The sequence below is a fragment of the Enterococcus sp. DIV0901a genome (genome assembly GCF_051711525.1).
In the GTDB taxonomy this organism is placed as follows: domain Bacteria; phylum Bacillota; class Bacilli; order Lactobacillales; family Enterococcaceae; genus Enterococcus_B; species Enterococcus_B faecium.
Genome location: NZ_JBIOMW010000001.1, coordinates 2,429,544 through 2,454,663, shown reverse-complemented (window position 1 = coordinate 2,454,663; position 25,120 = coordinate 2,429,544). Strand labels below are relative to the sequence as shown.

Genomic DNA, 25,120 nt, shown 5'->3' with positions numbered 1-25,120 from the left:
GTAATATTATAGAAGTTGACTGGTAGTGATTTATTTTTCGTCGTTTTATAAAAATGTTATTTTTTGGAAAAATTCACAAATATGTAACGAATGTTTTTCTGGAATTTGCTGTGTTAAAAAGCAGTATGACTAATATAAATACTATTGTCATTTATGCAATTTTTTATGGATAGTAATTTTAGAGGGGAATCAATGAAGGAAGAATAGAAGGGAAAAATAGTTGCAAATACGCCAGTTAGCAAAAATAGCAATACATCTTCAAGCTTTAAAATTCGAGAGAATCATCTTGGTAGTGGAATCAACTACAACAAAAGGATTAAACCAATTAATAGATAGAATTACCAATGGAAAAATAGAAAAGGTAGTTATTCTATACAAAAGTTGTTTAATTCGCTTCGGTTATGAACTTAGTGAAACCCTTTGCAATATATGGTACAGAATATAGAAATTATTGACATTACAGAAAATGATGAAGATTTAATACAGATTGTCACTATTTGTAGATACCTTTTACAAGGAAACCGAGCCAATAAAGCTAAGAAGATGATTAAGGAGTTGATGGAAGACGATACAAGTTAAGAAAGTAAAACTACGCCCAAATAAAGAGCAAAAAGAGTAATTGGACGTGGAAAATGCAAGAAATGAACCATCGATTCGGTGGACAGTTTATTAGTAATGACGGTTTGAGAACATCCATGACGAGAATGAAGGAACATCCTAAATGCGTTTAGTTGAACCAAGTGCCAAATAATATGGCCAAATAAGCGATCAGTTATCGATGAATCCCAAGTATTCTAAACTATATATTCATTTTGATGCTAAGCATTGATATATTTTTTTGGGATTGATGAAGGTTAACCAATACAGGGACTCACTGATGAAATTCTAGAGTCTGACCTTGGTATCAACGATTTAGTGATTGTTTCTAATGGAAAAGTATAAAAGTATATAAGTACATTAACAAAATAACTATTAGGGTTACGCTCCGGCTTGTGCAAGGCACTGGCAGGAGGAATCGTGAAATCATAATTATGGTTAAGCCACACGGACAACTAAAAGTCATACAAAGCTATCGAATCAATCAACAGAAGACAATCGGCAATCATTAGCTTTGTTTACAGCTTACATTGCAACGCTTGAGTTGAACCGAAAATACGAGGGAGGTAACGCAGCCATTTTGAGTTGGGGAATCTTTTTAGAAAATTATCGGGTACCTTGTTGTTTAGTCAAAATTATAAGGGGGAGTAATAGTGAGGAACAAATTTCATAAACTGTTAAGTATGTTTCTAGTTATGCTTATTGTGATCAATCAATTTGGGAACATAACGGTTCTAGCTGAGTCTTTAGCAGAACAGCCAGAGCGTTCGCTGACGATCGAAGTTGATCAAGAGGAGGCTGCTTTGGGTGAGCAGTTCCAGTTGCGAGTCAGAGGAACACCAGACCTGCTAAATGCATTAGTCATTGATAAGAGTGAGGATTTGATTGAAGGGGAAGTGAAGCAACTCAATGATTACGAACGTCTGATTACTTATTCTTCCCAGCATTCAGGTAAATACGAATTGACCGCAAGAAGCGGTGATATTCAATCAAATACGGTCTCAATAGAAATCAGTGTACCAGAAGAAAGCACAAGTGAGTCTTTTAATGTACCAGAAGAAAGCACAAGTGAATCTTTTAATATACCAGAAGAAAGCTTAAGTGAATCTTTTAATGAAGCGAGATCATCTGAGCCATCTATAACGCAGGAATCTCAGATTGAAAGACAAGAGGAGCTCTTGAATTATGACATCGGCATCTCTGCTGAGCGCCCCACTTTGCCGAGCAGGCATACACAAACGTTAAAGGGATACATTCAAGGAGGCGCTGGCGATATTCTTGAAGAATATGGGGAGATGGTCGTACGAGTTCCTAGAGCATCGATTGGCTTAATTGAGTTCATTAGAGTGGAGGTCGCTGATGATTCACCTTTAAAGCCACTGGCATTTTACCAAGAAGGCACAGACGTTGTTTTTCCATTTACCTTTGATTATGAAGGATTAAATGAAGCCGCTCAGTCGTATACATTCAGTATCACGTTTGAAGTTGCTTTCTTTCAATCAGGCGGTACTGAGCCAAATAATGACTTTCAAGTGAGTCTTACTTATGCTGAGCGAGCAGCAAACACGGAATTTTCAATTACGCCTATTCCTTCATCAAGACCCATTTTTTCGAAATTATACTATGGCTCTAGAGAAATCGACAGCCAAGGAAATCTTGGGAATCTGCTGATTGACGGGCAAGACGTGACCAACAGTAATAAATTTATTTTGCAGGTAAATTATGAAGGATCACGAAAAGACGGTGTAGTGGTTACCGATGTACTACCGCAAGGAACAACTTTGGCACCGAATCCGACTACATGGAGTTCCACTGGAAATAGAGAACCTATTTCAGGTGGGGTTCGGATCGCAGAAGTAACGAATCCAGGTGAAGCAAACGTTAGAACTCATTATGTTTCCGAGGAATTTGTGGACAAAGTATCTTTTAATAAGGAAACGAATACACTTGTTGTGGACTTTGGTAATCTAGCAGAGGGTCAATCGTATTTTATTGAATATGCTCTTGAAGTGACCGATGTCGACTTGTTCAATGAAGGAAGACAAGAGGATGGGTTTTCTCGGAATCGAGCGAGTATGACCTACAATAATCAGGTAATGAGCCGAGACTACCGCTTGAGAATCCCTGAAAGGAATCTTCCGGCAATCTCTTTAAGAAAAAGTGTGGACAAAAATGTTATCAATCTCAATGAAAATGAACTAACGTATACTCTGCATGTCTCGATGTTTTCTGGAACAAGCAATACGCTTGTTATTGAAGATGTTTTGGAAGAAGGCATGGAATTTGTGTCATTTCTATCAGATATTCCCTCTTTCATTGATGCCGAAGTCAATAATGGAATAGTTCGTTTCAGTGCGAATAATACGATTGGTGGTCCGACAAGTTTTACCCTCTCTTTTAAGGTCAATGTAGAGGCGTATGCGGTCGGCGATCAAATTTTAAACTTTGCAACGCTTGTGAATAGTGACAATCGATTGAATACGAGTACTGTAAGAACAAGGAAAATCGATGGGCGTATTAAAGTAATTAAAACTGATGAGAATGGCCAAAGGCTGGCAGGAGCAAAATTTGAAATTTTATCAAGCGATTCACAAGTGATACAAGAAGGTATAACGGCAGAAAACGGAGAATTTTTAAGTGAACCGCTTCCTGTAGGCAGCTATCAAGTCCGAGAAATAGAAGCACCGGAAGGGTATCTTTTAGATGCGACGGTACATGATGTTTTTATAAATGAATACTCCATAGAAGAAGTGACGTTAACCATTGAAAACATCCTTGATACGGGTGGTGTTGAACTAATTAAACATGCTGAAGGCAGCGGTGAGGTCCTGCAAGGAGCTGTTTTTGAGTTACAGAACCGAGAAGGAGAAACACTACAAACCGGTTTAACTACAGGAGCAGATGGAAAACTGGCGATAGATGGCTTAGCACCAGGAGCATATCAGCTGGTAGAAACTCAAGCGCCAATAGGGTATGAATTAGATGCGACACCAATCGAGTTTGAGATCGAAAGAAGTCAGACAGCGGTGGTAGAATTGACGAAAGCAAACCGACTTACACCAGGCGGTGTCGTGTTGACAAAGATCGATGACCAAAGCGGAGAAGTCCTGCAAGGAGCTGTTTTTGAGTTACAAGATGCCAATGGAACCGTTCTGCAGTCAGGTCTAACCACAGGAGCAGATGGAAAACTGGCAATTGAAGGCTTAGCACCAGGATCATATCAGCTGGTAGAAACTCAAGCGCCAACGGGATATGAATTGGATGCGACACCAATCGAGTTTGAGATCGAAAGAAGTCAGACAGCGGTGGTAGAATTGACGAAAGCAAACCGACTTACACCAGGCGGTGTCGTGTTGACAAAGATCGATGACCAAAGCGGGGAAGTATTACAAGGAGCTGTTTTTGAGTTACAAGATGCCAATGGAACCGTTCTGCAGTCAGGTTTAACCACAGGAGCAGATGGAAAACTGGCGATAGAAGGCTTAGCACCAGGAGCATATCAGCTGGTAGAAACTCAAGCGCCAACGGGGTATGAATTGGATGCGACACCAGTAACTTTCAAGATCGAAAAAGAACAAGAAGTGGCGATCTTTTTAACAAAAGAGAATAGAAAAGTTGCTGATAGCTCAGATATAAGAGGAAACAATCCAACAAGCAGTGGAAATAAGCATCTTCCAAAAACTGGAGAAACCATCATTAGCCAGTTTATATTGTCAATATTGGGTGTGCTACTTGTTTTCATCAGTATAAAATTTAGAAAGAAACGAAATATATGAGCTAAAATAAAAAATTGAATAAGCATAGTTTTTAAAATCAACTAGTACCCATCAATTGAATGGAAACTACCGATTTTAGAAGGGGTATACAAACAAATATTAGTATCGGAGTAGAGAAGGTTGAACCCAACCAGTAAATAAGTAAAGACAATTTTGTGCTGCGTTGAGAAGTGAAAAATAAACCTTTGTAGTAATACTAGTTAATAAAAAATATACAAAAACACTGCGAAAATCATTCTTGAGTTTCGCAGTGTTTTTTGCCTAATGACTCAAGTTTATCCATTGGGTAATACTTTGATTTTCTTTCTACAAATAATCAGCGATCAGTTGTAATTTTTTCTCTAGTTTTAATGGCTCTTTGTCAATAAGGAGAAAAACAAGTCGGGTCTTTTGTCTCGGAAAGCTTCAACCAACTCGTGAATAAAGGTTACGCTTCCTTGAAAGGCGTGGAAAAACCAAGTAATCGATCAATCACCAATTTCGCATTTGGTAGAACATGTTTGGTGAGCTGAAAGTAGGTGGCGTTCATGTCTGTAACTAAGAATTCTATTTCTTTAGGATTAGTGCAGCTAAGGAAATAGTTTGTTAATCGAGGAATTTTTTGTGTAGGTAAATTTTCTCGATTAATTTTACTGTCTCGCCATCCGTGGAAATAAAACTCAGTTTATCCTCAACGGAAACGTGAGAACGAAATTCACAACCCTCAACACTCAAGACAGAATTCTTTTGGAAGACTTTGGTAAATAGCTTCTCAACTCTTTCAATGTGCGAATAACGGTTGTCAAAGATACCTAACAACTTTTCGAAATAAAAAATAGCGACACTTTTTCAGTCAGTAAAGAAGTGATTTTATGTCTGACATGATTTGAAATCGAGTGCCTTGGACGGATAAAATAACTTTGAGCGGTCCAATGGCTTCGACAGTTTTTACAGGTATAGCGCTGCTTTTTTAGGCGTATAACCATTGGCATATGATTATATTATTCAAAGTGGACAATGGTTTCCTTCTTCTTGTTTTTCACCACCATTAATTTCCTATTTCCATCTACCACAGCAGAACCACAATTTCTACAGACACATGGAGCAGGGAAGAGAACTGCAGCAACGATCAATGTTTTTTTCTTCTGTAAGGTTTCGTAAGAGACCTCTGTAATCATCAAATTTTTGTCTATTGATCTCAGAATTTTTTTGATAGAACCATTCATAAAGCATATCGTTCTCTCAGTTGTTTATTTTGTGGTGATTTAATCATACAAGAAAACGATATGTTTTTTTATAAAAACATGAATAGGAAAAATAGTTGACAAGAAAATGACAACGCCATATGATGTTCCATAGTATTTACAACCTGTCATAGATGACTGTAAAAAATAAAAGTAAAAAGAAAGGACGACAACAGGTGGATTTTTATCAGTCTCTACAACTAGATCCGTTTATTTTAAAACAAAAAATACGAGAAGCAGCTTCTAAAAAAGAAAAGTGCATGTATATTTGTTCATTGTTTTTACGATCATTATTCATCGTATTGTTTGCCATTTGTTTTATCATTATAATTACAACATTATTTGAATCGAAGCATAAACCATACGCTGTGGTTTTATTCTGTATGTTGATGAGTATTCGTTTTGTTGACTTTGGTTATAAGATTTCCCATTCGATCATAGGTTTAGCAATCGTCATGTTCTCACTATTAGTAGCACCGTATGTCCAGCTGATCAAATGGTCAGTTATGGGCATGTTGATTCATTTTATTTTACTAAGCAGCATATTAATGGCAACCGCTAGTGATCCCAAAATGGGGAATGCTTCTTTGTACGGCTTTTCATATCTCTTTATTGTTTATTCGTTACCTAAAGATTCGTTGAACAAGAATTTCTTTACACAAACAAGTAGCTTATTATTTTTGTTTTTTTGTTGGTTTTCAGTTCTCCTTTACAGAAAACATCGAGAAAAGAACAAAGACAAAAGCTTGTTTAAAGAGATTTTTTTGAAAGGCATGTATTCGCAGGAAAAAATTTGGATGCTCATCTATGCATTTGGCATTAGTCTTTTGATCGTTGCAGGAGAGTATGTCCCTTTTCAGCGATTGATGTGGGCAGGGTTTGCATTTTCTTCTATTGTATCTAGCTATGGATTGATGTCGATTGGTTTCAAAGAACGAGCAGTAGACCGAATCATTGGCTCATTGATTGGATGTGTTTTATTTATTGGTATCAGCCAATTTATTCCTTTTAACTGGGTCGGTATATTAGGTGGTCTAGCTTTAGGTGTTTGTTCTACCTATAGATATAAAACAGTTTTTAATTCTTTTGGTGCTTTGGCAATCACTGCCAGTTTATTCGGGGTTCCAGGAGCAGTAACGATCCGCATTTTTGAGAATATCCTTGGGGTATGTTTAGGAATCATGTATATTGGGGTGACTGAAATACTTATCCGAAAAATAAGAGAAAAACACGGTTTGAATCATTAGATGAGATCGAATAAAAAATAAGGAAAAAGTGAAGATACACATGGATGATAAATTGCTATCATTCCATGTGTATCTTTTTACGGTAAATCAGTGAAACGTTCGACTTTCATTTTTAATTTATACTTTTTACGGAGTTCGTTTATTTGAGCCATCATTTCGGATTTGTGATGCTTTTCGATTGCTTCTTCATCTTTCCAACGGTCGATCAGTAAAAGAGATTCTGGATCTTCTAGTGGAAAGTAATAGTCATATTTCTCGTTTCCTTCTTCTGCACGAATCGCTTTGACAATGTTTCTTTCGACCATTTCTTCTGCAAATTTTCTGGCTTGTCCATTTGTACTTGTATACAAAATATTCACTGTGATACTCACTAAATCCCCTCCTGAAAAAATTCTATCACTAGTATATCACGGTGCCAGAAATTATTATTCAAGATATGATACACATTTTTTCCGCAATGCTACGGAAATATATATTTTGAACAGAAAACGCTTACAAGATATGCTTGTTTTATAAAAATAAAAGGAGTGATTGATTTATGAAAAAAGCATTGATTATTTGTGCGGCAGGAATGTCATCCTCGATGATGGCCTCAAAGACAACGGATTTCTTTAAGCAAAAAAGAGAAGAGGTACTCGTAGATGCAGTTTCAGCTACAGAAGGCGATAATATGATTAAGAATAGTGATTTTGATTTATTTCTGATCAGCCCGCAAACGACGATGTTTTTGGATAAATTCAAAAAATTAGGAGAATCTGTTGGAAAGCCTGTTGTTAGTATCCCTTTCCAAGCGTATGTCCCAATCCCTACAGGCATCCAGAAGTTAGCAGAGGTGATCGAAGAGAACATATGATGGAATAGGAGTGGATGATAATGAAACAGAAGGAAAAATTGCTGTTGAGATATTTGATTGATCACAAGAAGGAGTATGTCACCAGTCAACGTTTAGCTTCTGAATTGTTATTATCTGATCGGACAATCCGTAATTACTTGCAGCGGATCAAAGAGTTAGTAGAAAAAAACGGAGGTAAGATCATTGCTAAACCAGGTTATGGCTACCAACTGCATATTTTACAAAGACTGACATTTGACTTGTTTTTGAGTCGGCAAGAAATAGTACCTGGATATGCTAGAGAACCTCAAGGATTTTATGAGTCCGAAGATCGACAAAAGTATATATTGAACCAATTGCTTTTGGAAGATGCCATTCTTTTTATGGATGATTTGGCAGAAGAGCTTTATATCAGTCGTTCCAGTTTGACAAAGGACATGCAAGAAATCAAGGAGCGATTGATTCCATATTCACTAAAAATCGTTTCTAAGCATGGTCAAGGGACATGGATCGAAGGGGAAGAAAGAAATCGACGGCATTTTATCATGGATACTTTTTTTGGAAACCATTATGGAAATTCATTGAAAGAATATTTAGGACAAAGCCGTTTTTTCCCAGACATCAGTTTTGAAGAGCTAGTCATTATCATTCTCGATGAAACAAGAGAAGCTAAGTTAAAAGTTTCGGATTTTATCATACAGAATCTGACTTTACACTTGGCTTTGGGGATCAAACGGCTCCGAGAAGGGTTTGAAATCAAGGAATTAGGCATCGAACAAGAAGTTTCTAAGCGAGTAGAGTATCAAGTGGCGCAGCGGATCGTTCAACGTATTGAGGTAATCGCAGGTGTATCGTTTCCCGAAGAAGAAATTGCTTATTTGACATTACATCTCATGGCTAAGTCGAATCACAAAGAAAATAAAAATGATCAGGAACTATCAAAGGAATTAGCGAAAGTTCTGAAAAGATTGTCTCAGGAATTTCATTTTTCATTAGTAGAGGATCTCCAGCTTTTCAATGGACTACTCGATCATTTGTCACCGATGATGATTCGATTGAGCCGAGGTATTCGCATTGAGAACCCATTGACTGAGGAGATAAAGAAAGAAAATCCCAAAGTCTTTGACGCAGTAAAAAGGCATTTCAGCAACATGCCGGCTTTGAAAAACTATACCATCAATGAAGATGAATGGGCCTATTTGGCTTTGCATCTCATGGCGGCATTGGAAAAAGAAAGAGCTGCGCATAAACTACATGCATTGATTATCTGTGCAACGGGTTACGGCAGTGCCCAACTATTAAAGAATCGCGTAGTCAGTGAATTCGGTAAAAATATTACAGTGGTAAGTGTAAAAGGCTATTATGAGATCAATGAAACAACTTTAAAAGGAATCGACCTGATTATTTCTTCTATTGATCTTTCGACAATGTTTTTCAAAATTCCAGTTTTACATGTCAGTATTTTTTTGAATGAAGATGATGTTCGTAAAATACGAAAGGTAATTGGAGAATCTATACCCTATCATTCCTCAGATAGACCGATACCAGCATTTTCTCTACAGCAAAAAAAGCAGATTTACACCGAACAGTTGTCTGAAAAATTTTTCAAGACTTATACGTACGAACCGAAAAAGGAAGAAATTCTTCATGATTTGCTGCAAAAGCTGAGCATAAATGAAGAAGAAGGATATATAAGAGAAATGCGAAAGCAGATCCAGCAACGTGAAAATATGGGACAAATCATATTCAGTGATACAGTGGCAGTCCCACATCCCGCTGTTCCAGTTGGAATCGAAACAAAGGTAGCCGTTGCATTGATTCCTTCTGGGATGCAGTGGGATCAATATCAAGAAATTCATTTTGTTTTTTTAGTTTCGCCTTCTTATATCGAAAATGAAGGAATTACGGTCGTGACTAAAGCAATCGTTAGGTTAGTTGACCAGCTAAAAGTACAGCAGGAAATCTTAGCTGAACCTATTTTTGAGAATTTCAGCAGTAAATTTATCAAACTGATCGAATAAGGAGGAAAACAGATGGCTGAAAAAATAAACAGTGAAACACTACAAGTGACTTCTTTTGATATCATTTTCCATAGCGGAAATGCACGGACACTGATACATGAAGCATTTCGCTCGATGCGTAAAGAGATGTTTGAAGAAGTAGAAGAGAAGTTGCGACAAGCAAATGAAGAGATTCTTCATGCGCATCAGTCACAAACTCAACTTCTGAAAGAATATGCCAGCGGGACAAAAATAGAAATGGAAATTATCATGGTCCATGCACAAGATCATCTGATGACGACGATGACATTATTGGAAGTTGCACAGGAAATGAATTATTTGTATCAAAAAAATAAATAGAAAGGAAGGATCATTGTGCAGGATACAGTAAAAAGGAAAATCGAATTAGAAAAAAAGCAACTTAGTTTGAAAAACATGTATTTCAATCGTTATCTAATCGTACGTTACCCGACTGCCTTTTTCTTTTTCATGAACATGCAATGGATGATTCTGCTTCTATCAGCTAAAAGTTTAGGAAGTAGTTTACCGATGATTCTGATTTTAGCTATTTTGCCTGCAGTAGGAGAACAAGTAAAGCTTTATCGAAAACACCAAACGAACGTTCCATGGACAAAGTGGTATTTTTTGTTCCAGAGTGTCTTTAATTTATTATTGATTCCAGTGTTGTTTACCTCAGGATTTACATTCTTGTATCCTTTTATGGCAAATAACAATGGAGGACAGTTATTTGTTTTCATTCTTGTTGTAAGCGGTATTTTTACCAGTGTATTTATACAGTATCGTTTAAAGAAAATTTCACTCAACCAAGACCAACAGTATATCCGTATTAAACAATATGAAAAAGCGTTATATTTAGGAAAGGAGAATAACTAATGTTTGATTTTTTGCAGAAATACCTGATGGGACCTATGGGGAAAATTGCGCAACTTAAAATCGTTCGGGCTGTCATGGCAGCGGGGATGGCTTCTATTCCTTTCACGATTGTAGGCTCGATGTTTTTGGTTTTAAATATTTTGCCATTACCGTTCCCATTTTTAGAAGGATTTTTTAATGCAACTTTTTTCAAAGTTAGTGACTTGTACATGATCGTCAATACAATGACGATGGGGATTTTATCTATTTACTTTGCCATTGTGTTTGCTTATGAATTAACGTCAATTGAACGAGATGAACAAAAATTAAATGTTAATCCGCTCACGGGGGCATTACTATCTGTTTTTGCATTCTTTATGTGTATCCCTGAATTGATCATGACTGATGGTAAAATCAGCTTGATTGCTTCTATCAATGAGACAGAAACTGTAGTAAATGGTATTAGGATGGGCTCTTTTGTCGAACGTTTAGGAACTTCAGGAATCTTTACAGCTATTATTATGTCGATTATTGCGGTCGAATTGTATTGTATGTGTGTCAAGAGAAATTGGGTCATAAAAATGCCAGATGTTGTTCCGCCAGGAGTTTCTCGTTCTTTCACTGCTCTGATCCCAACATTTGTCATTGCGTTTGTGGTGATGATCATCAATGGATTATTAGTTGCACTAGGAACGGATATCTTCAAAATGATTGCTATCCCATTTGGGTTTGTTACGCAGTTGACGAATACATGGCTTGGTGTCATGGTGATTTATTTCTTGATCCATGCATTGTGGATCGTAGGGATCCATGGAGCGAATATCATCACTTCTTTCTTGACCCCGATCGTATTAGCTAATATGGCAGCTAACGCACAAGGCGCAAATTATCCGTTGGCAGGAGAATTCAACAATTCTTATGTAACCGTTGGTGGATCAGGTGCGACTTTAGGATTGATCATCTTTATTGCATTCCTCGCGAAATCTGATCAGCTGAAAGTGTTAGGAAAAGCCTCACTTGTACCAGGATTATTCAATATCAATGAACCAATCATTTTCGGGATGCCAATCGTCTACAATCCCTATTTAGCGGTTCCGTTTTTCTTAGCTCCGATGGCTTCTGCTACACTCGCTTATTTTGCCATTCGGCTGGAAATCGTCAAACCGATGCTTGCACAGATGCCGTGGCCTTCACCAGTCGGGATCGGAGCATTTGTTGGTAGTGGTGGTGATTGGAAAGCTGCTGTGTTAGCAGTCATTTGTGCAATCATCGCATTCATTATCTGGTTCCCATTTATCAAATTCTATGATAATAAATTATTAAATGAAGAAAGAGAAAAGGCAGCAGAATTAGCTAGTGAAAAGTTAAAATGATTTCTAAGAAAAAAGGAACTGTGACAAAAAATCACAGTCCCTTTTTTTCTTAGAAATGGGAAACCACTAGTATATAAATACCATTATTCTTCAATCAACCGCTTCACGATTGCATAATCCCCTTCATAAGGTTCATCTACACCATTGATTTTTTGATAGGGATCCACGCCCTTTCCCGCAATAACGACTGAATCTTGCGGAGCGCTTTCTGCTAAAGCGCGTCGAATCGCTTCAGGACGATCCATTTCATAATGAACGATCAAATCTGGATTAGTAATTGCTTCATTGATTTCTTCCGCGATTTTTTTCGGATCTTCAAATGCTGGGTCATCTGCCGTCAAAAAGGCGATGTCAGCTGTTTCTGATAGCACTTTTCCAAAATCATGTCGACGGGAGATTGCTTTGTTTCCTGGGCTGCCTAATACAACAATTACACGGCCATCTGGATGTTCATTTTTGGCAAATTCCAGCAATGTTTTCAAGCTTAGATAATTATGTGCATAGTCCACATAGACATGCGCTCCATTGGATTGGATCAATTGATCCATTCGGCCTGGTACACGAGCTTCTTTTAATCCGTCTTGTGCATCTTGACTGGAGGCACCTGTTAGTGCTGCGGCAATGATCGCACTGGCTGCATTTTCTTGGTTGAATCCTCCAGCCAGCAAAATATCATAAGCAGTATCGCAGATAGCTAAGCGATCTTCATGAGAAGATAAAGTAAAACCGTGAGTACCTTTATCTGAACGGATCACTTGATAATTGCTTTCTTCCGAACGACCATAAGTGATCGTTGGAATCTGGAATAGATCGGCTGTTTCCCTAAGTAAATCAAAATAGTCACTTTCATGATTTAAAACAACTGTTTTTGAATTCAAGATCAATTGTCGCTTGCAATAGAAATAGTCATCAAATGTCGGATGTTCGATCGGACTGATATGGTCAGGCGAGATATTCAAGAAGATTCCGACATCTAAAGTCAAGCCGTATACGCGTTGTGTTTTGTAAGCTTGTGAAGAAACTTCCATCACTAGATGAGTCATACCATTTTCAACTGCTTCTGACATCATACGATATAAATCTAATGACTCAGGCGTTGTCAAATGGGATTTGAAATATGTTTTGCCATCTAACGTTGTATTCATAGTAGAAAGCAATGCTGTTTTTTTATTTGTTGTGTGATCCAAGATTGCTTTTGTAAAGTACGCAGCAGTTGTTTTACCTTTTGTTCCAGTGAATCCGATCACTTTCAATTTATTTTGCGGATAGTCGTAAAAAGCCATAGCAAGAAGCGCCATTGCTTTACGGATATCCGTTACGATGATTCCTACTGCTGAATTTTCGTATGGTTGTTCTGATACATAATATTGAATACCCTGTTCGATTGCTGAATCCAAATATTCTTCTTTGAAATTCATTCCTTTACAGAAAAACAAAGTAGAAGCATCAGCTTTTCTTGAATCATAACTTAACTGAAGAAATTCAGCTTTTTCTGGTACATCAAGATGCCAGCCTCTTGTTGAAACAAATTCTTTTAATAGATTTTCTTTTAATAGTAAATGACGGATGTCTTCTAAAGAGAAGCTCATTGATTGATCCCTCGCTTTATTCAATTTCTTGGTTTATTATAGCACACTCTTTTTAATATATCGTTTGTTTCCGCTATGACAAAATCCAGCTTTATTCAAATTTTCTTGACACAGGGGACAAGCGGATGAGTATTTTCATAAACAATGAACTGACTGTAATAGATAGGAGAACGAATAGTGTCTCCAACAATCCAAAAACATAATAATTCAAAAAGACGATAAGACTATTGGTAAGTAAAAGTCCTTGCGGCATTGGAAGCCGAAAAAATTTGTGGAAAATAATCGGCGGTATCGTTATACCGCCATTTGAGGCCCCGACTGTGTACAATGTGTAAACCCCAAGACTGAACAAAAGACTTCCTGAAATCAGTGAAAAGAAATGTGAGGAGATCATTTCCACTTTTGGAACAATCTCTAAAACAACAGGAAAAAGCAGACTTCCCGCTACAGTCTTAAAAAATACTGATTTTCCTAATAGGACAGCGGCTAGAAGCAGCATCATAAGATTGATGCTCCAAACAGTAACTGAGCGTTGGATAGAAAAGGCCGTTTCAACTAAATGTCCGATGGCGCCCACTCCGGCGGAAGCTATATCGTGAGGGAGCAAGAACCAATTCAATCCAACTGTGATAAAGAAAAGACCTAAAAATATAACGGGTAGTTTTTTTATTTCTTGTGTCATTGATATCTCCTATAAATGTTAGCCATAAAAGGCTGTATATTTCTTTACTTTACCAAAAAAACGAAACCGAATTCAAAAAAACAATTGTTCTTATAAAAGTTATATAAAATCGATTGCCAGTTTCTGTTTTACCAATTAAAATGATAGTAATGTTTTGTAGAAAGTTGGAATCTGACCGATGGATAATCAAAGAAAACCAGCATTAGATCAATTAACACCGCAAGAAAAAATGGCACGAGGCTCTGCTTGGATGACCGCCAGTAATATCATTTCAAGATTGCTAGGCGCTGTCTATATCATTCCCTGGTATGCTTGGATGGGCGAAAATGCTAAGGCTGCCAATGGATTATTCAATATGGGATACAATATATATGCATTGTTTCTACTGATCTCTACAGCAGGAATACCTGCTGCGATTGCAAAACAAACTGCACGCTATAATTCATTGAATGAATATGGCACTTCACGACGATTATTTATCCGTGCATTACAGATGATGGGCGGGTTAGGCCTGTTGTTTGCTTTGTTCATGTACATCGCCTCTCCTTGGCTAGCTCATGCTTCTGGTGGCGGAGAAGAACTGATTCCAACGATGCGTTCTTTGAGTATCGCTGTATTGGTTTTTCCTTGTATGAGTGTGATACGAGGGTATTTTCAAGGCAATCAAGAAATGATGCCTTATGCGCTGTCGCAGATTGTAGAACAGGTGGCACGTATTTTTTATATGCTATTGGCTACATTCATCATCATGAAAGTCATGGATGGTGACTATGTGACGGCGGTCACGCAATCAACTTTCGCGGCATTTATCGGTATGCTAGCAAGTATTCTTGTCCTTTTGTATTTTTTGAAGAAACATCAAGCGTATACATCGGCGTTTATTCACTACAGCGAAAACAAAGTAAATATTGCAACGAAGGAATTGTTGTTAGATACCGTTAAAGAAGCGATTCCGTTTATTATTGTGGGTTCAGGGGTAACGATCTTCAAATTAGTCGATCAGTTCACTTTTATGAAGATCATGTCTGCATCCACCGAGTATTCCAATGCACAGTTACTGGATCTTTTTTCGATTTTTAGTGCCAATCCAGATAAGTTGACGATGGTAGTTATCGCATTGGCAACATCGATCGCGTCTACTGGGTTACCGTTGATTACAGAAGCTGTTACGTTGAAAGATCGAGTAGGTCTGGCAAAATTGACAAGCGGAAATTTACAGTTGTTTTCATTTTTTATGTTTCCGGCGACATTTGGTGTTATGTTACTTGCCTATCCGCTAAATACATTATTTTATACACCGGATTCTCTAGGAAGTAATGTACTGATCCAAGCAAGTTTTGTAGGACTCTTCCTAGGACTATATATGCTAGTTTCCAACATGCTGCAAGGAATGTTTGAAAACAAGGCGGCAATTAATTATTTGGTTATTGGGTTTCTAGTGAAACTCCTTCTTCAATACCCAGCCATTCGTTTATTTGAAGTATACGGCCCTTTATTGGCGACAATGATCGGATTTGCTGTGTCTTGTACCTTGATCTTAAAGAGAATCCATGAAGTAGCCCGCTTTAAACCAAGTTTTGTCTGGCGCAGGACATTGCTGATCTTTATTCTTACCTTGATTATGCTTTTGGCTTCGTGGATCACAAAGATGATTTTTGGTGCTTTTTTAAACGAAGATAGCAAATTCCAGTCTCTATTGTTGATTCTTGTAGTAGCAGGTATAGGGGCTTTAGTGTATGGTTATTTAGCTTTGAAAATCCGCTTGGCAGAAAGACTACTAGGACCAGGAATAGCGCGTTTACGACATAAATTAAAAATAAAATAAGTGAATCAGAAGAGCTAGATTGATGCTCTTTTGAAATGGGGGAAACGCATGCGTTTAGATAAGTTTTTAGCAGATATGGGACTTGGCAGCCGCAAAGAAGTCAAAGGATTGATCAAAAAAGGAACGATCGAAGTCAATGGACAAGTGGTGAAAAGCGATAAAGCGCAAGTAAATGAATTCGAAGATGCGGTTACTTATTTAGGAGAAATCATTACGTATCAAAAAGATTTTTACTACATTTTGCATAAACCTGCAGGAGTCATTTCTGCTACTCAGGATAATCATGATCAAACCGTAATCGATTTATTGGAAGACCAGGATTATCGGGAAGATCTTTTTCCAGTCGGCCGATTAGATAAAGACACAGAGGGCCTCTTGATTTTAACGAATGACGGGGTGTTTGCCCATCAGTTACTATCACCTAAAAAACATGTGGAGAAAGAATATCTAGCTGAGGTTAGCGGTATAATGACAGAAGAAGATATCCGTTTATTTGCAGAAGGACTGATTATTGATGGCGATGAGCAGACATTGCCGGCAAAACTCCAAATTGATCAAGTAGATCAAGAGACAGAAACTTCAATTATCCGTCTGATTTTGCATGAAGGAAAGTTTCACCAAGTTAAGCGAATGGTCAAAGCAGTAGGAAAAGAAGTCTTATATTTAAAAAGAATCCGTATGGGAAAATTTTGGCTGCCTAAAGATTTGAATAAAGGGCAATATCGACCCATGACCAAAGAAGAGCTAGAACAAGTGAGAGAAAAATAATTGAATGGATAGCTAAAAGAATAAGCAGAGTAGTTGTAGCGCCATCTGAAAAGCAGACTTGTCCGTCTGACTTTCGGATGGCTTTTTTGTGAAATTTCGGCTTATTTCCGTAGAAGCTACTTCTGGAACACCGTTTGTTCGGAATAAGGGACTGTGACAAGACTTTTGTTACAGTCCCCATTGTTCCTTGTGACTCAGAGTTAGATAGTAAGGACACGATCTCCCTAATACTCAGGCCAAAACGCTGAATTCACAACCTCTGATAAACGGTGTTCAATCAGCTGACCCTCGGTATTAGCTCAAAAAACGGCAAAATATGAGGAACTTATTTTCCCGTTTTTTTCTCTAATACTCAGGCCAAAACGCTGAATTCACAACCTCTCCTATACTTTGTTTCATTTTCCCTATACTTTGTTTATTTATTCTCATTATTGAAAGCGCTATAATTGCGTTGCGAATGAATCGAAAGGGGTTTTTAGATGAAAAAACGAAAGGGGTTCAATCATTTTTTTATGAATCTATGGCGTTATAAAGCACTTGTCCTGATGGCTGTACCGGGTATGCTTTGGATGATTTTTTTCTTTTACATACCTGTAATGGCGAATGTCGTAGCATTCAAAAATTTTCATATTTCAGCAGATGGGTTCTTGGCTAGCTTGAGGGAAAGTCCTTGGGTGGGTTGGGAAAATTTCAAATTTTTATTTTCTTCGGATCAAGCATTTCTCATCACTAAAAATACAATTTTATATAATGTAGCATTTATCCTTTTGAATCTGCTGATCTCAGTCGTATTTGCAATCATTATGAGCGAGTTGAGAAATAAACGACTCGTTAAAGTTTATCAAACGATGTCCTTACTACCTTATTTTCTATCTTGGGTCATTATCAGTTACTTTGTTTACGCTTTTTTAAGTCCTGACAAAGGAATATTCAATCAGTGGATCACTGGACATGGAGGAGAAGCTGTCAATTGGTATAATGAACCGAAATATTGGCCGTTTATCTTGGTGTTCATTGGTACATGGAAAGGGATTGGTTATAACAGCATTATTTACTTTGCATCTGTTATGGGAATCGATCCGACTTATTATGAAGCTGCTATGGTTGATGGAGCTAGCAAATGGCAGCAGATCAAACATGTGACGATACCACAACTTATTCCACTAATGACGATTTTAACGATTTTAGCCGTAGGAAACATTTTCCGAGCTGATTTTGGCCTGTTTTATAACATTCCTAGGAATTCCGGTGCATTATATGATGTGACTCAAGTTTTGGATACGTATATCTACAATGGCCTGACATCCACAGGAGATTTTGGTATGACGGCTGCTGCAGGACTTTACCAATCAGTTGTCGGCTTTGTCTTGTTGATGATCACAAATACGATCGCCCGACGTTTTGATAGCGATTCTGCATTATTCTAAGGAGGAAAAAAATGAAAAAAAAGAAAGTGGAGAGAGTCCAAGTCCGCTCTTTCAATAAGACGGCTAATTTTTTCTCTAATATAATGATTGCACTCTTTGCTATTTCCTGTATTTTGCCATTTATATTTGTTATCGCCATCTCTTTTACCGATGAGTCCATATTGTCGACTCACGGGTACAGTTTTTGGCCAGAAAAGTTCAGTATATTTGGTTATACGTACTTGTTCGACCAGATGCAGGATAAAATTTTCCAAGCGCTTTTCGTCACTGTACTTGTTACTGTTTTAGGTACACTGATCAATAGCACGGCTACTTCTTTATATGCTTATGCGATTTCACGGTCAAACTTTCCATTCCGTCGTTTTTTTACCGTTTTTTGTTTGATTACGATGTTGTTCTCACCAGGGATGGTGGCCAATTATCTTGTTATGACAAATCTTCTTCAGTTAAAAGATACGATTTGGGCATTGATCTTGCCAATGGCTGTCAGTCCCTTCAATATTATTGTGATGCGCACATTCTTTAAACGTTCGGTCTCTGATTCGATTATTGAATCGGCACGGATCGATGGAGCTAGCGAACTGCGAATATTTGTTCAGATCGTTTTACCGTTAGCTGTTCCAGGTATTGCGACAATCAGTTTATTTGCCGCATTGGGTTACTGGAATGACTGGTTTAATGCTTTACTATACATCCAAGATGATAAGCTAGTTCCACTACAGTATCTTTTGATGAAAATCCAAAGTAATATTCAATATCTGACACAAAATTCAGGAGCAGGAAGCCAATTGACAGGCGGATTAGCCTCAGTTCCAGGAGAATCTGCCAGAATGGCGATCGTAGTCATCTCGACGTTGCCTATTGCGATCAGCTATCCATTTTTCCAGAAGCATTTTGTCAAAGGTCTAACAATCGGCGGAGTAAAAGAATAAAGAAACAAAAATATAAATCATAAAATTAGGAGGAAGAAAAATGAAGTTATGGAAGAAACTAGCCTTTACAGGTGTTTCAGCGTTGTTGTTGGGAACATTAGCAGCATGCGGAGGTTCTGGTTCTAAAGACCAGGCAGAAGCTAGCAATTCGGACACTTTGCAGATGTATCAAATCGGAGATAAACCAGATAATTTCGATCAATTGATGGAAGTAGCAAACAAACGAATCGAAAAAGAGATCGGTGTAAAAGTCAATATCAATTACATTGGCTGGGGCGATTACGAAAAGAAAATGAACGTCATCATTTCTTCCGGGGAAAATTATGATATCGCCTTTGCGAACAACTATGTTTCCAATGCCCAAAAAGGAGCCTTTGCTGATTTGACTGAATTAGCGCCTAAGTACGCTGAAAAAGCTTATAATGATTTAGATGAAGCATATATTAAAGGAAATCTGGTCAATGGAAAATTATATGCTTTCCCAGTCAATGGAAATGTCTTTGCTCAACAAGTACTTACTTTTAACAAAGCTTTACTAGATAAATACGATCTTTCAATTGATGGAATCCAATCTTACGCTGATGCAGAAAAAGTCTTGAAGGAATTCCATGAAAAAGAACCAAACACGGCAGCTTTTGCCATTGGACAAGGCTTCAAAGTCCAAGGGAACTTTGATTATCCTTTAGGGAATACGTTACCATTTGCTATTGATCTGGATGGAGATGATTCGAAAATCATCAACCAATACGATAATGAAACGTATATCGGACTGTTACGTACAATGCATAGCTGGTACAAACAAGGACTCATTCCAAGTGACGCTGCAACGAGCAATAAGGATTATCCACTAGAAGGAAATACTTGGCTAATGCGTGGAGAAACACAAGGACCGTATGATTATGGCGATACAATTTTGACAAATGCAGCAAAACAAGAACTTGTCTCAAAAGCAATTACTGTTCCACTAAAATCTACAGCTCAAGCACAAATGGCAAATTTTGTCGTATCAAATACTTCAAAAAATAAAGAAAAATCAGTAGAACTTCTAGGGCTGCTTAACAGTGATCCAGAATTATTGAATGGGCTTGTTTGGGGGATCGAGGGAGAAGCATGGGAAAAAGTCGATGGTTCAGATGATAAAATCAAATTGCTAGATGGTTATCAGCCAAATACACATATGTCTGCTTGGAATACAGGAAACAACAAGATTCTATATACACAAGAGTCTATTACGGATGACATGATTGCCAAACGTGATCAATCGATTGCTGATGCAGAAACTTCACCGATTTTAGGATTCAGCTTCAACACTGACAGTGTCAAAACAGAATTAAGTAATATTTCTAATGTCATGAATCAATATTTAGATGGATTGAATACAGGGACTGTTAATCCAGATGAAACATTACCGAAATTGAAAGACGCTTTGGACAAGGCTGGCTATGATAAGGTATTGAAAGAAATGCAAAAACAATATGATGAGTTCCGACAAGAATAATAATGAATAAAGACAAAGGGGTTGTGACAAAAGACGTGTCACAACCTCTTGTTCCGAATAAACGGTGTTCAAAAGCCAGTTTCTCGGTATTAAGCTAAATATATGTAAAAATGTGGAAAGCCATATTCACAAAATTTTTCTTACTACTCGAAACTAAGCGGCTATTTCACAAACTCTTGGTAAACGGTGTTCAATCAGCTGACCCTCGGTATTCGCTCACAAAACGACAAAATATGAGGAACTATTTTTCCGTTTGTTTCTCTAATAATCAGGTCAAGGTGCTGATTGCCCAACCTTTTTTTGTATAATGAGAAAGTATAAACTTAATGTTTGGAGGAGAAGATATGTTAGGGAAGGTTTTGGAAGAGTTATTTATCCGGATCTGGGTCGTTATAAAACTAACCTTGTATTTCTGGATATATACATTTGCCGGCGGGATCATCTTTGGATTAGGTGCGGCATGGAAAACAGTCAATGAACTATTTTATTTGTACGGATTCGAGTATAAAGAAATCACAATAAAAAGAGGCTGGAATATATATAAAAGAAATTTTTTAAGAGGCAATCTGCTATTTAGTTTATTTTTATCTGGTACTGCTTTATTGAGTTACAATTTATATTTATCTGTTCAAATCAAAGGGCTCATTTTTTTAGCTATTGATTTTATTTTACTTTTTGCCTTGCTCTGCCTATTTGCTACTTATCAATACAGTATGATTTTAGATAGTGAATATACGATCTCTGTTCCTAATCTGCTAAAGCTAAGTTTTATTTCGGTTTTTTCCAGCTTTTCGTCTTTTCTAAAAATAATTATTGGTAGCGGTATAATTTTAGGCGTGACTTGGCAATTCAAAGGATTGATCCTGTTTGGTGTCATTGGTCTTTTGACGGTTTGGAATGGTACGATGACAACACATTGGCGTGAAGAATTAGATAAACAGTTGGAAAGTTATGAATAAGTTTCGGATTCTATTTTCAAAAGGAACCTTACTAAATCGTCTGTTGCGGAAATACGCGGTTATCATGATCGGTGTAACGATGACTGCTACCGTTATTTTTAGTATCCATACTTGGGAACAAAATCAAAAACAGGCAGAAAACATGACAAGTGATGCCGTTCAAAGCACAAGCAGAATGCTGAATGATAAAACAACCTTGAGTAGGATCATCAAAAACCAGCTTGTAGGGAATTCCGAAAAGATCGAAAATGTGACGACCTACTTAACAAAACCCATAGATCAGTATCTGATGTATGTATACGAACAGCAAAACAGTACCGATGAATTAGTTTCTTTCCCAAATCAAATCAAAGATCTCTACGCAAATTATGAAGAACTAAGTGCGATATATATCGTGTTGAATCAACTACCGGAGTATTATGAATCTTCTAGAGAAAACAAAGGTGGGGAAATAAAAAAGGGGACACCAAAATTACTAGACGCCTTTTATATCAAGTTGCCTATCACACAAGGAGGAGCTGAGTCAGGAAGTATTTTTATTGGTTTTCAAAAGAAAGAACTAGATATGATTTTAGAAAATCTAACGTCATTTAATGGACTCTCTTTATACATGATTTCTGGAACGACAAATCGACTATACACATTCCATGATAATAAAATAGCTAAAGAAACGTTTGAAAGACAAGAAATGATCATCACAGAGAGTCTGAAGAAAAATTCACAATTGCCGATTGACGATCTGGAAAAAAACAATTTTGTTCAACACCAAGAACTGTCTGATGATTATCGTATATTAGCTGTACTAGATAAAAAAAGTGTAAAAATCGAAACGGGAAAAAATCTTGCCCCGCTGATCATTGGTATCATTATTTTAGACAATATACTGCTTATCTTTCTTTATAAAACATTCAAACGATATTCACAGCAAGTATCTATCGTCATGCAGGCCATGGATCAAACAGCAGCAGGGAATTTAGAGACGCGGATCGACATAACAAACACGGAATATGAACTGAAGGAACTTTCAATCGGTATCAACGAAATGTTGGATAGCATCAATCAGTTTGTAGAAGACATCTACAAATTAGAAATCAAACAGCAAGACGCACATATGCGGGCGCTTCAAGCACAGATCAATCCACACTTTTTATATAATACATTAGAATATATCCGAATGTATGCAATCAGCGAAGGAAGTGAAGAATTAGCAGATGTTGTGTATGCGTTTTCCGCTTTGCTTCGAAACAATACGAATCAAGAGAAAACGATCACTTTAAAAGAAGAACTGGACTTTTGCGAAAAATATGTCTATTTGTATCAAATGCGTTATCCTAATCGAGTAGCCTATCATTTTATGATCGATCCTGATTTGGAAAAGATCGAAGTACCTAAATTTGTGATCCAGCCATTAGTTGAAAATTATTTTAAACACGGTATTGATTTTACTCGATTCGATAATGCGCTAAGTGTCAAAGTCTTGCAGGAAGGCAAACGGGTAAGGATCATCATCAAAGATAATGGAAAAGGGATGACTGAAAAACGGCTAAAACAGATTGAAGAAAAACTGTCTCATCCTAAAGTGGAACTTCACGGTTCTATCGGTCTGCAAAACGTGAATGAACGTTTACGTGCCAGCTTCGGCAGCAGTTATTATATGTCGCTTGAGAATAATGAGACAGGTGGACTGACCGTTTCTATTACATTCAAGGAGGGATGAGCGTGTATCAAGTGTTATTGGTAGATGATGAATACATGATTTTGAATGGGTTAAAAAAGATAATTGATTGGCAAAGTTTAGGCTTTCAAATAGTAGCAACAGCAGAGAATGCCAAAGAAGGACTAGCTGTACTTGAACAGCGACAGATTGATTTAGTAGTAACGGATGTGACAATGCCAGAAATAAATGGACTGGAATTTATTGAAGCGGCTCAAAAAGAACGTCATAATTTTGAATTTATGATTTTATCAGGATACCAAGAATTCGATTATTTGAAAGGAGGTATGCAATTAGGCGCCGTGAATTATTTGATGAAACCCGTGAATAAGTTCGAATTGGTTGAAAGCCTCAAGAAAATCAAAACACGGTTAGATCAGCAAAATGAACAAAAAAATCAACAAGAAATCTATCAAGAACTGTTATTCAGTCAATGGTTGAATGAAGAATTGGATGAAATAAGTGAAGAAGAAATAATAGGACAAATAAGTGAGAAGCAGCATAGGATAGTATTGATTCAACTGGCAAGAACTCATGATACTCTTATCAATAGATGGTTGCAAGAACGGCAACAAATCTTTTACTATCAACGAAATTACGGAGACCGTGTATTGATCACGTTGTTGTTGGAGGCAGATGAAGTTGATGGCTTCTGTTGTTTTGTTCAAGAAAACTTTCCTGATCAGGAATGGCTGATCAGTATCGGGGAAGAGACAGATTCTTTGGACAAAATCCCTGAAACATTCCAACAAGCGAAAGACAATCTACAGTTGCATCAATTTTATGGAGATAAAGACGAGCATGTTTTTTACGCAGTACAAGCAGAAACAAAAGATCAAACCATCGATTTTTCAAGTTTCAGACGCGTGCTGCAAAATAAACAATTGGAAGTCGCTCAAAAAATGATCACTGATTTTTTTGAACAGTTTCAGTTAGCAGCCATGATGCCGGAAGATATACGATATTCCAGTTTTTTACTGTTTATGGAGATTCAACGGGAATTGATTGATCTGGAAGATGAGGAATATTTACAAGGAATCGAAAAAATCCATCAGGCAAAAACGGTGCAAGAACTTCAGCAGCTACTTCTGTCATTCATCAAAAAGCATCAGAGACAGAAAAAGTACAGTGACAATGTGGAAAAAGTAATCGTAATCCTGCACCAGCATTATCAAGAACCACTTACACTCAAAGAAGTGTCAGAAAACCTGCATTTAAATGTCATGTATCTAGGACAGCTGTTCAAAAAAGAAACGAAAAAAAGTTTTTCAGCTTATTTGAACCATTTACGTATGGAAAAAGCGAAACAACTGCTTTTGCACAGTAATCAAAACATCAATGAGATAGCAAGTGAGATTGGCTACAACAACACCACGTATTTCTCTAAATTATTCAAGAAAATCGTCGGCAGATCCCCTAAAGAGTACCGAGAAAACAGTGGAGAATCATAAAAGAAAAAGCCAATGTAATGAAATAACTTATAAAAAATTGTCTAGAAATCTAATTTTGGGCTGTTCTTATTACTTGATGCAGGACAGCATTTTCACGACCTCTCGATAAACGGAGTTCAAAAGCCAGTTTCTCGGTATTAAGCCAAATTTATGCAAAAATGTGGAAAGCCATTTTCACAAAATTTTTCTTAATACTCGAAACTAAACAGCTTTTTCACGACCTCTCCACTAAACGGTGTTCAATCAGCTGACCCTCGGTATTAGCTCAAAAAATGGCAAAATATGAGGAACTATTTTGCCATTTGTCTCTCTAATACTCAGGTCAGAACGCTGATTTCACAACCTCTCAATAAA

At 37.3% G+C, this 25,120-nt stretch carries 18 protein-coding genes and 2 pseudogenes; 16 read left to right on the top strand and 4 right to left on the bottom strand.

Going from position 1 to position 25,120, the window contains the following annotated elements:
- Window positions 1-285: 285 nt before the first annotated feature.
- Both IGL70_RS11765 and IGL70_RS11760 read left to right on the top strand, forming a co-directional pair.
- Window positions 286-579: pseudogene (locus tag IGL70_RS11765) on the top strand (IS607 family transposase); the annotation flags it as partial.
- Between the two features lie 671 nt (window positions 580-1,250).
- Entirely contained in the window at window positions 1,251-4,373 is a 3,123-nt protein-coding gene (locus IGL70_RS11760; RefSeq protein WP_104873805.1) for an LPXTG cell wall anchor domain-containing protein, read from the top strand.
- A 356-nt stretch (window positions 4,374-4,729) separates the two neighbouring features.
- Here the strand turns inward: IGL70_RS11760 and IGL70_RS11755 are convergent.
- A pseudogene (locus IGL70_RS11755) lies at window positions 4,730-5,578 on the bottom strand (transposase); the annotation flags it as partial.
- A gap of 152 nt (window positions 5,579-5,730) precedes the next feature.
- Here IGL70_RS11755 and IGL70_RS11750 point away from each other — a divergent pair.
- Entirely contained in the window at window positions 5,731-6,843 is a 1,113-nt protein-coding gene (locus IGL70_RS11750) for an FUSC family protein (protein WP_002321621.1), read from the top strand.
- 77 nt (window positions 6,844-6,920) lie between these two features.
- Here IGL70_RS11750 and IGL70_RS11745 read toward each other — a convergent pair whose 3' ends face one another.
- On the bottom strand, window positions 6,921-7,214 hold the full coding sequence (locus IGL70_RS11745; protein ID WP_002285944.1) for an antibiotic biosynthesis monooxygenase family protein: 294 nt from the start codon (window positions 7,212-7,214) through the stop codon (window positions 6,921-6,923).
- Window positions 7,215-7,381: 167 nt separating this feature from the next.
- On the opposite strand from IGL70_RS11745, the gene IGL70_RS11740 reads away from it, so the two are divergent.
- The 5 genes from IGL70_RS11740 to celB are packed head-to-tail and all read left to right on the top strand — an operon-like array spanning window position 7,382 to window position 11,921.
- A complete protein-coding gene (locus IGL70_RS11740; protein WP_002285948.1) occupies window positions 7,382-7,696 on the top strand; it encodes a PTS cellobiose transporter subunit IIB in 315 nt (104 codons plus the stop codon).
- Between the two features lie 20 nt (window positions 7,697-7,716).
- Complete coding sequence (locus tag IGL70_RS11735; protein ID WP_104873806.1) at window positions 7,717-9,696, top strand: BglG family transcription antiterminator; 1,980 nt, start codon at window positions 7,717-7,719, stop codon at window positions 9,694-9,696.
- Between the two features lie 12 nt (window positions 9,697-9,708).
- Window positions 9,709-10,035 carry a PTS cellobiose transporter subunit IIA gene (locus IGL70_RS11730; protein WP_002285954.1) on the top strand — a complete coding sequence of 109 codons (327 nt, stop codon included), beginning with the start codon at window positions 9,709-9,711 and terminating at the stop codon, window positions 10,033-10,035.
- A 15-nt stretch (window positions 10,036-10,050) separates the two neighbouring features.
- Window positions 10,051-10,569, top strand: a complete 519-nt coding sequence (locus IGL70_RS11725; RefSeq protein ID WP_104873807.1) for a hypothetical protein — start codon at window positions 10,051-10,053, stop codon at window positions 10,567-10,569.
- Window positions 10,569-11,921 carry a PTS cellobiose transporter subunit IIC gene (gene celB / locus IGL70_RS11720; protein ID WP_002285961.1) on the top strand — a complete coding sequence of 451 codons (1,353 nt, stop codon included), beginning with the start codon at window positions 10,569-10,571 and terminating at the stop codon, window positions 11,919-11,921. The genes IGL70_RS11725 and celB overlap by 1 nt, the downstream gene beginning before the upstream one ends.
- Window positions 11,922-12,004: 83 nt before the next feature.
- On the opposite strand, the gene IGL70_RS11715 is transcribed toward celB, so the two are convergent.
- Window positions 12,005-13,510, bottom strand: a complete 1,506-nt coding sequence (locus IGL70_RS11715) for a UDP-N-acetylmuramoyl-L-alanyl-D-glutamate--L-lysine ligase (protein ID WP_002294486.1) — start codon at window positions 13,508-13,510, stop codon at window positions 12,005-12,007.
- Window positions 13,511-13,601: 91 nt separating this feature from the next.
- On the bottom strand, window positions 13,602-14,192 hold the full coding sequence (locus IGL70_RS11710; RefSeq protein ID WP_002285964.1) for a YitT family protein: 591 nt from the start codon (window positions 14,190-14,192) through the stop codon (window positions 13,602-13,604).
- Window positions 14,193-14,370: 178 nt separating this feature from the next.
- Here IGL70_RS11710 and IGL70_RS11705 point away from each other — a divergent pair, with 178 nt between their 5' ends.
- The 8 genes from IGL70_RS11705 (at window position 14,371) to IGL70_RS11670 (ending at window position 24,766) form a co-directional block, all read left to right on the top strand.
- Window positions 14,371-16,017 (top strand): putative polysaccharide biosynthesis protein, encoded by a 1,647-nt coding sequence (locus tag IGL70_RS11705; protein ID WP_002332371.1) that lies wholly within the window; start codon window positions 14,371-14,373, stop codon window positions 16,015-16,017.
- A 48-nt stretch (window positions 16,018-16,065) separates the two neighbouring features.
- Complete coding sequence (locus tag IGL70_RS11700; protein ID WP_002285969.1) at window positions 16,066-16,785, top strand: pseudouridine synthase; 720 nt, start codon at window positions 16,066-16,068, stop codon at window positions 16,783-16,785.
- Between the two features lie 479 nt (window positions 16,786-17,264).
- Complete coding sequence (locus IGL70_RS11695) at window positions 17,265-18,212, top strand: ABC transporter permease (RefSeq protein WP_002285971.1); 948 nt, start codon at window positions 17,265-17,267, stop codon at window positions 18,210-18,212.
- 11 nt (window positions 18,213-18,223) lie between these two features.
- Window positions 18,224-19,144, top strand: coding sequence for a carbohydrate ABC transporter permease (locus IGL70_RS11690; RefSeq protein WP_002285972.1), 921 nt, complete (start codon window positions 18,224-18,226; stop codon window positions 19,142-19,144).
- Window positions 19,145-19,184: 40 nt separating this feature from the next.
- Entirely contained in the window at window positions 19,185-20,642 is a 1,458-nt protein-coding gene (locus IGL70_RS11685; protein WP_104873808.1) for an ABC transporter substrate-binding protein, read from the top strand.
- A gap of 344 nt (window positions 20,643-20,986) precedes the next feature.
- Window positions 20,987-21,601, top strand: a complete 615-nt coding sequence (locus tag IGL70_RS11680; protein ID WP_002297732.1) for a DUF624 domain-containing protein — start codon at window positions 20,987-20,989, stop codon at window positions 21,599-21,601.
- Window positions 21,594-23,318: a sensor histidine kinase gene (locus IGL70_RS11675; RefSeq protein ID WP_002285976.1), complete on the top strand. Its 1,725-nt coding sequence runs from the start codon at window positions 21,594-21,596 to the stop codon at window positions 23,316-23,318. The genes IGL70_RS11680 and IGL70_RS11675 overlap by 8 nt, the downstream gene beginning before the upstream one ends.
- Entirely contained in the window at window positions 23,315-24,766 is a 1,452-nt protein-coding gene (locus tag IGL70_RS11670; protein WP_002304851.1) for a response regulator transcription factor, read from the top strand. Before IGL70_RS11675 ends, IGL70_RS11670 begins: the two co-directional genes overlap by 4 nt.
- Window positions 24,767-25,120: the final 354 nt, after the last annotated feature.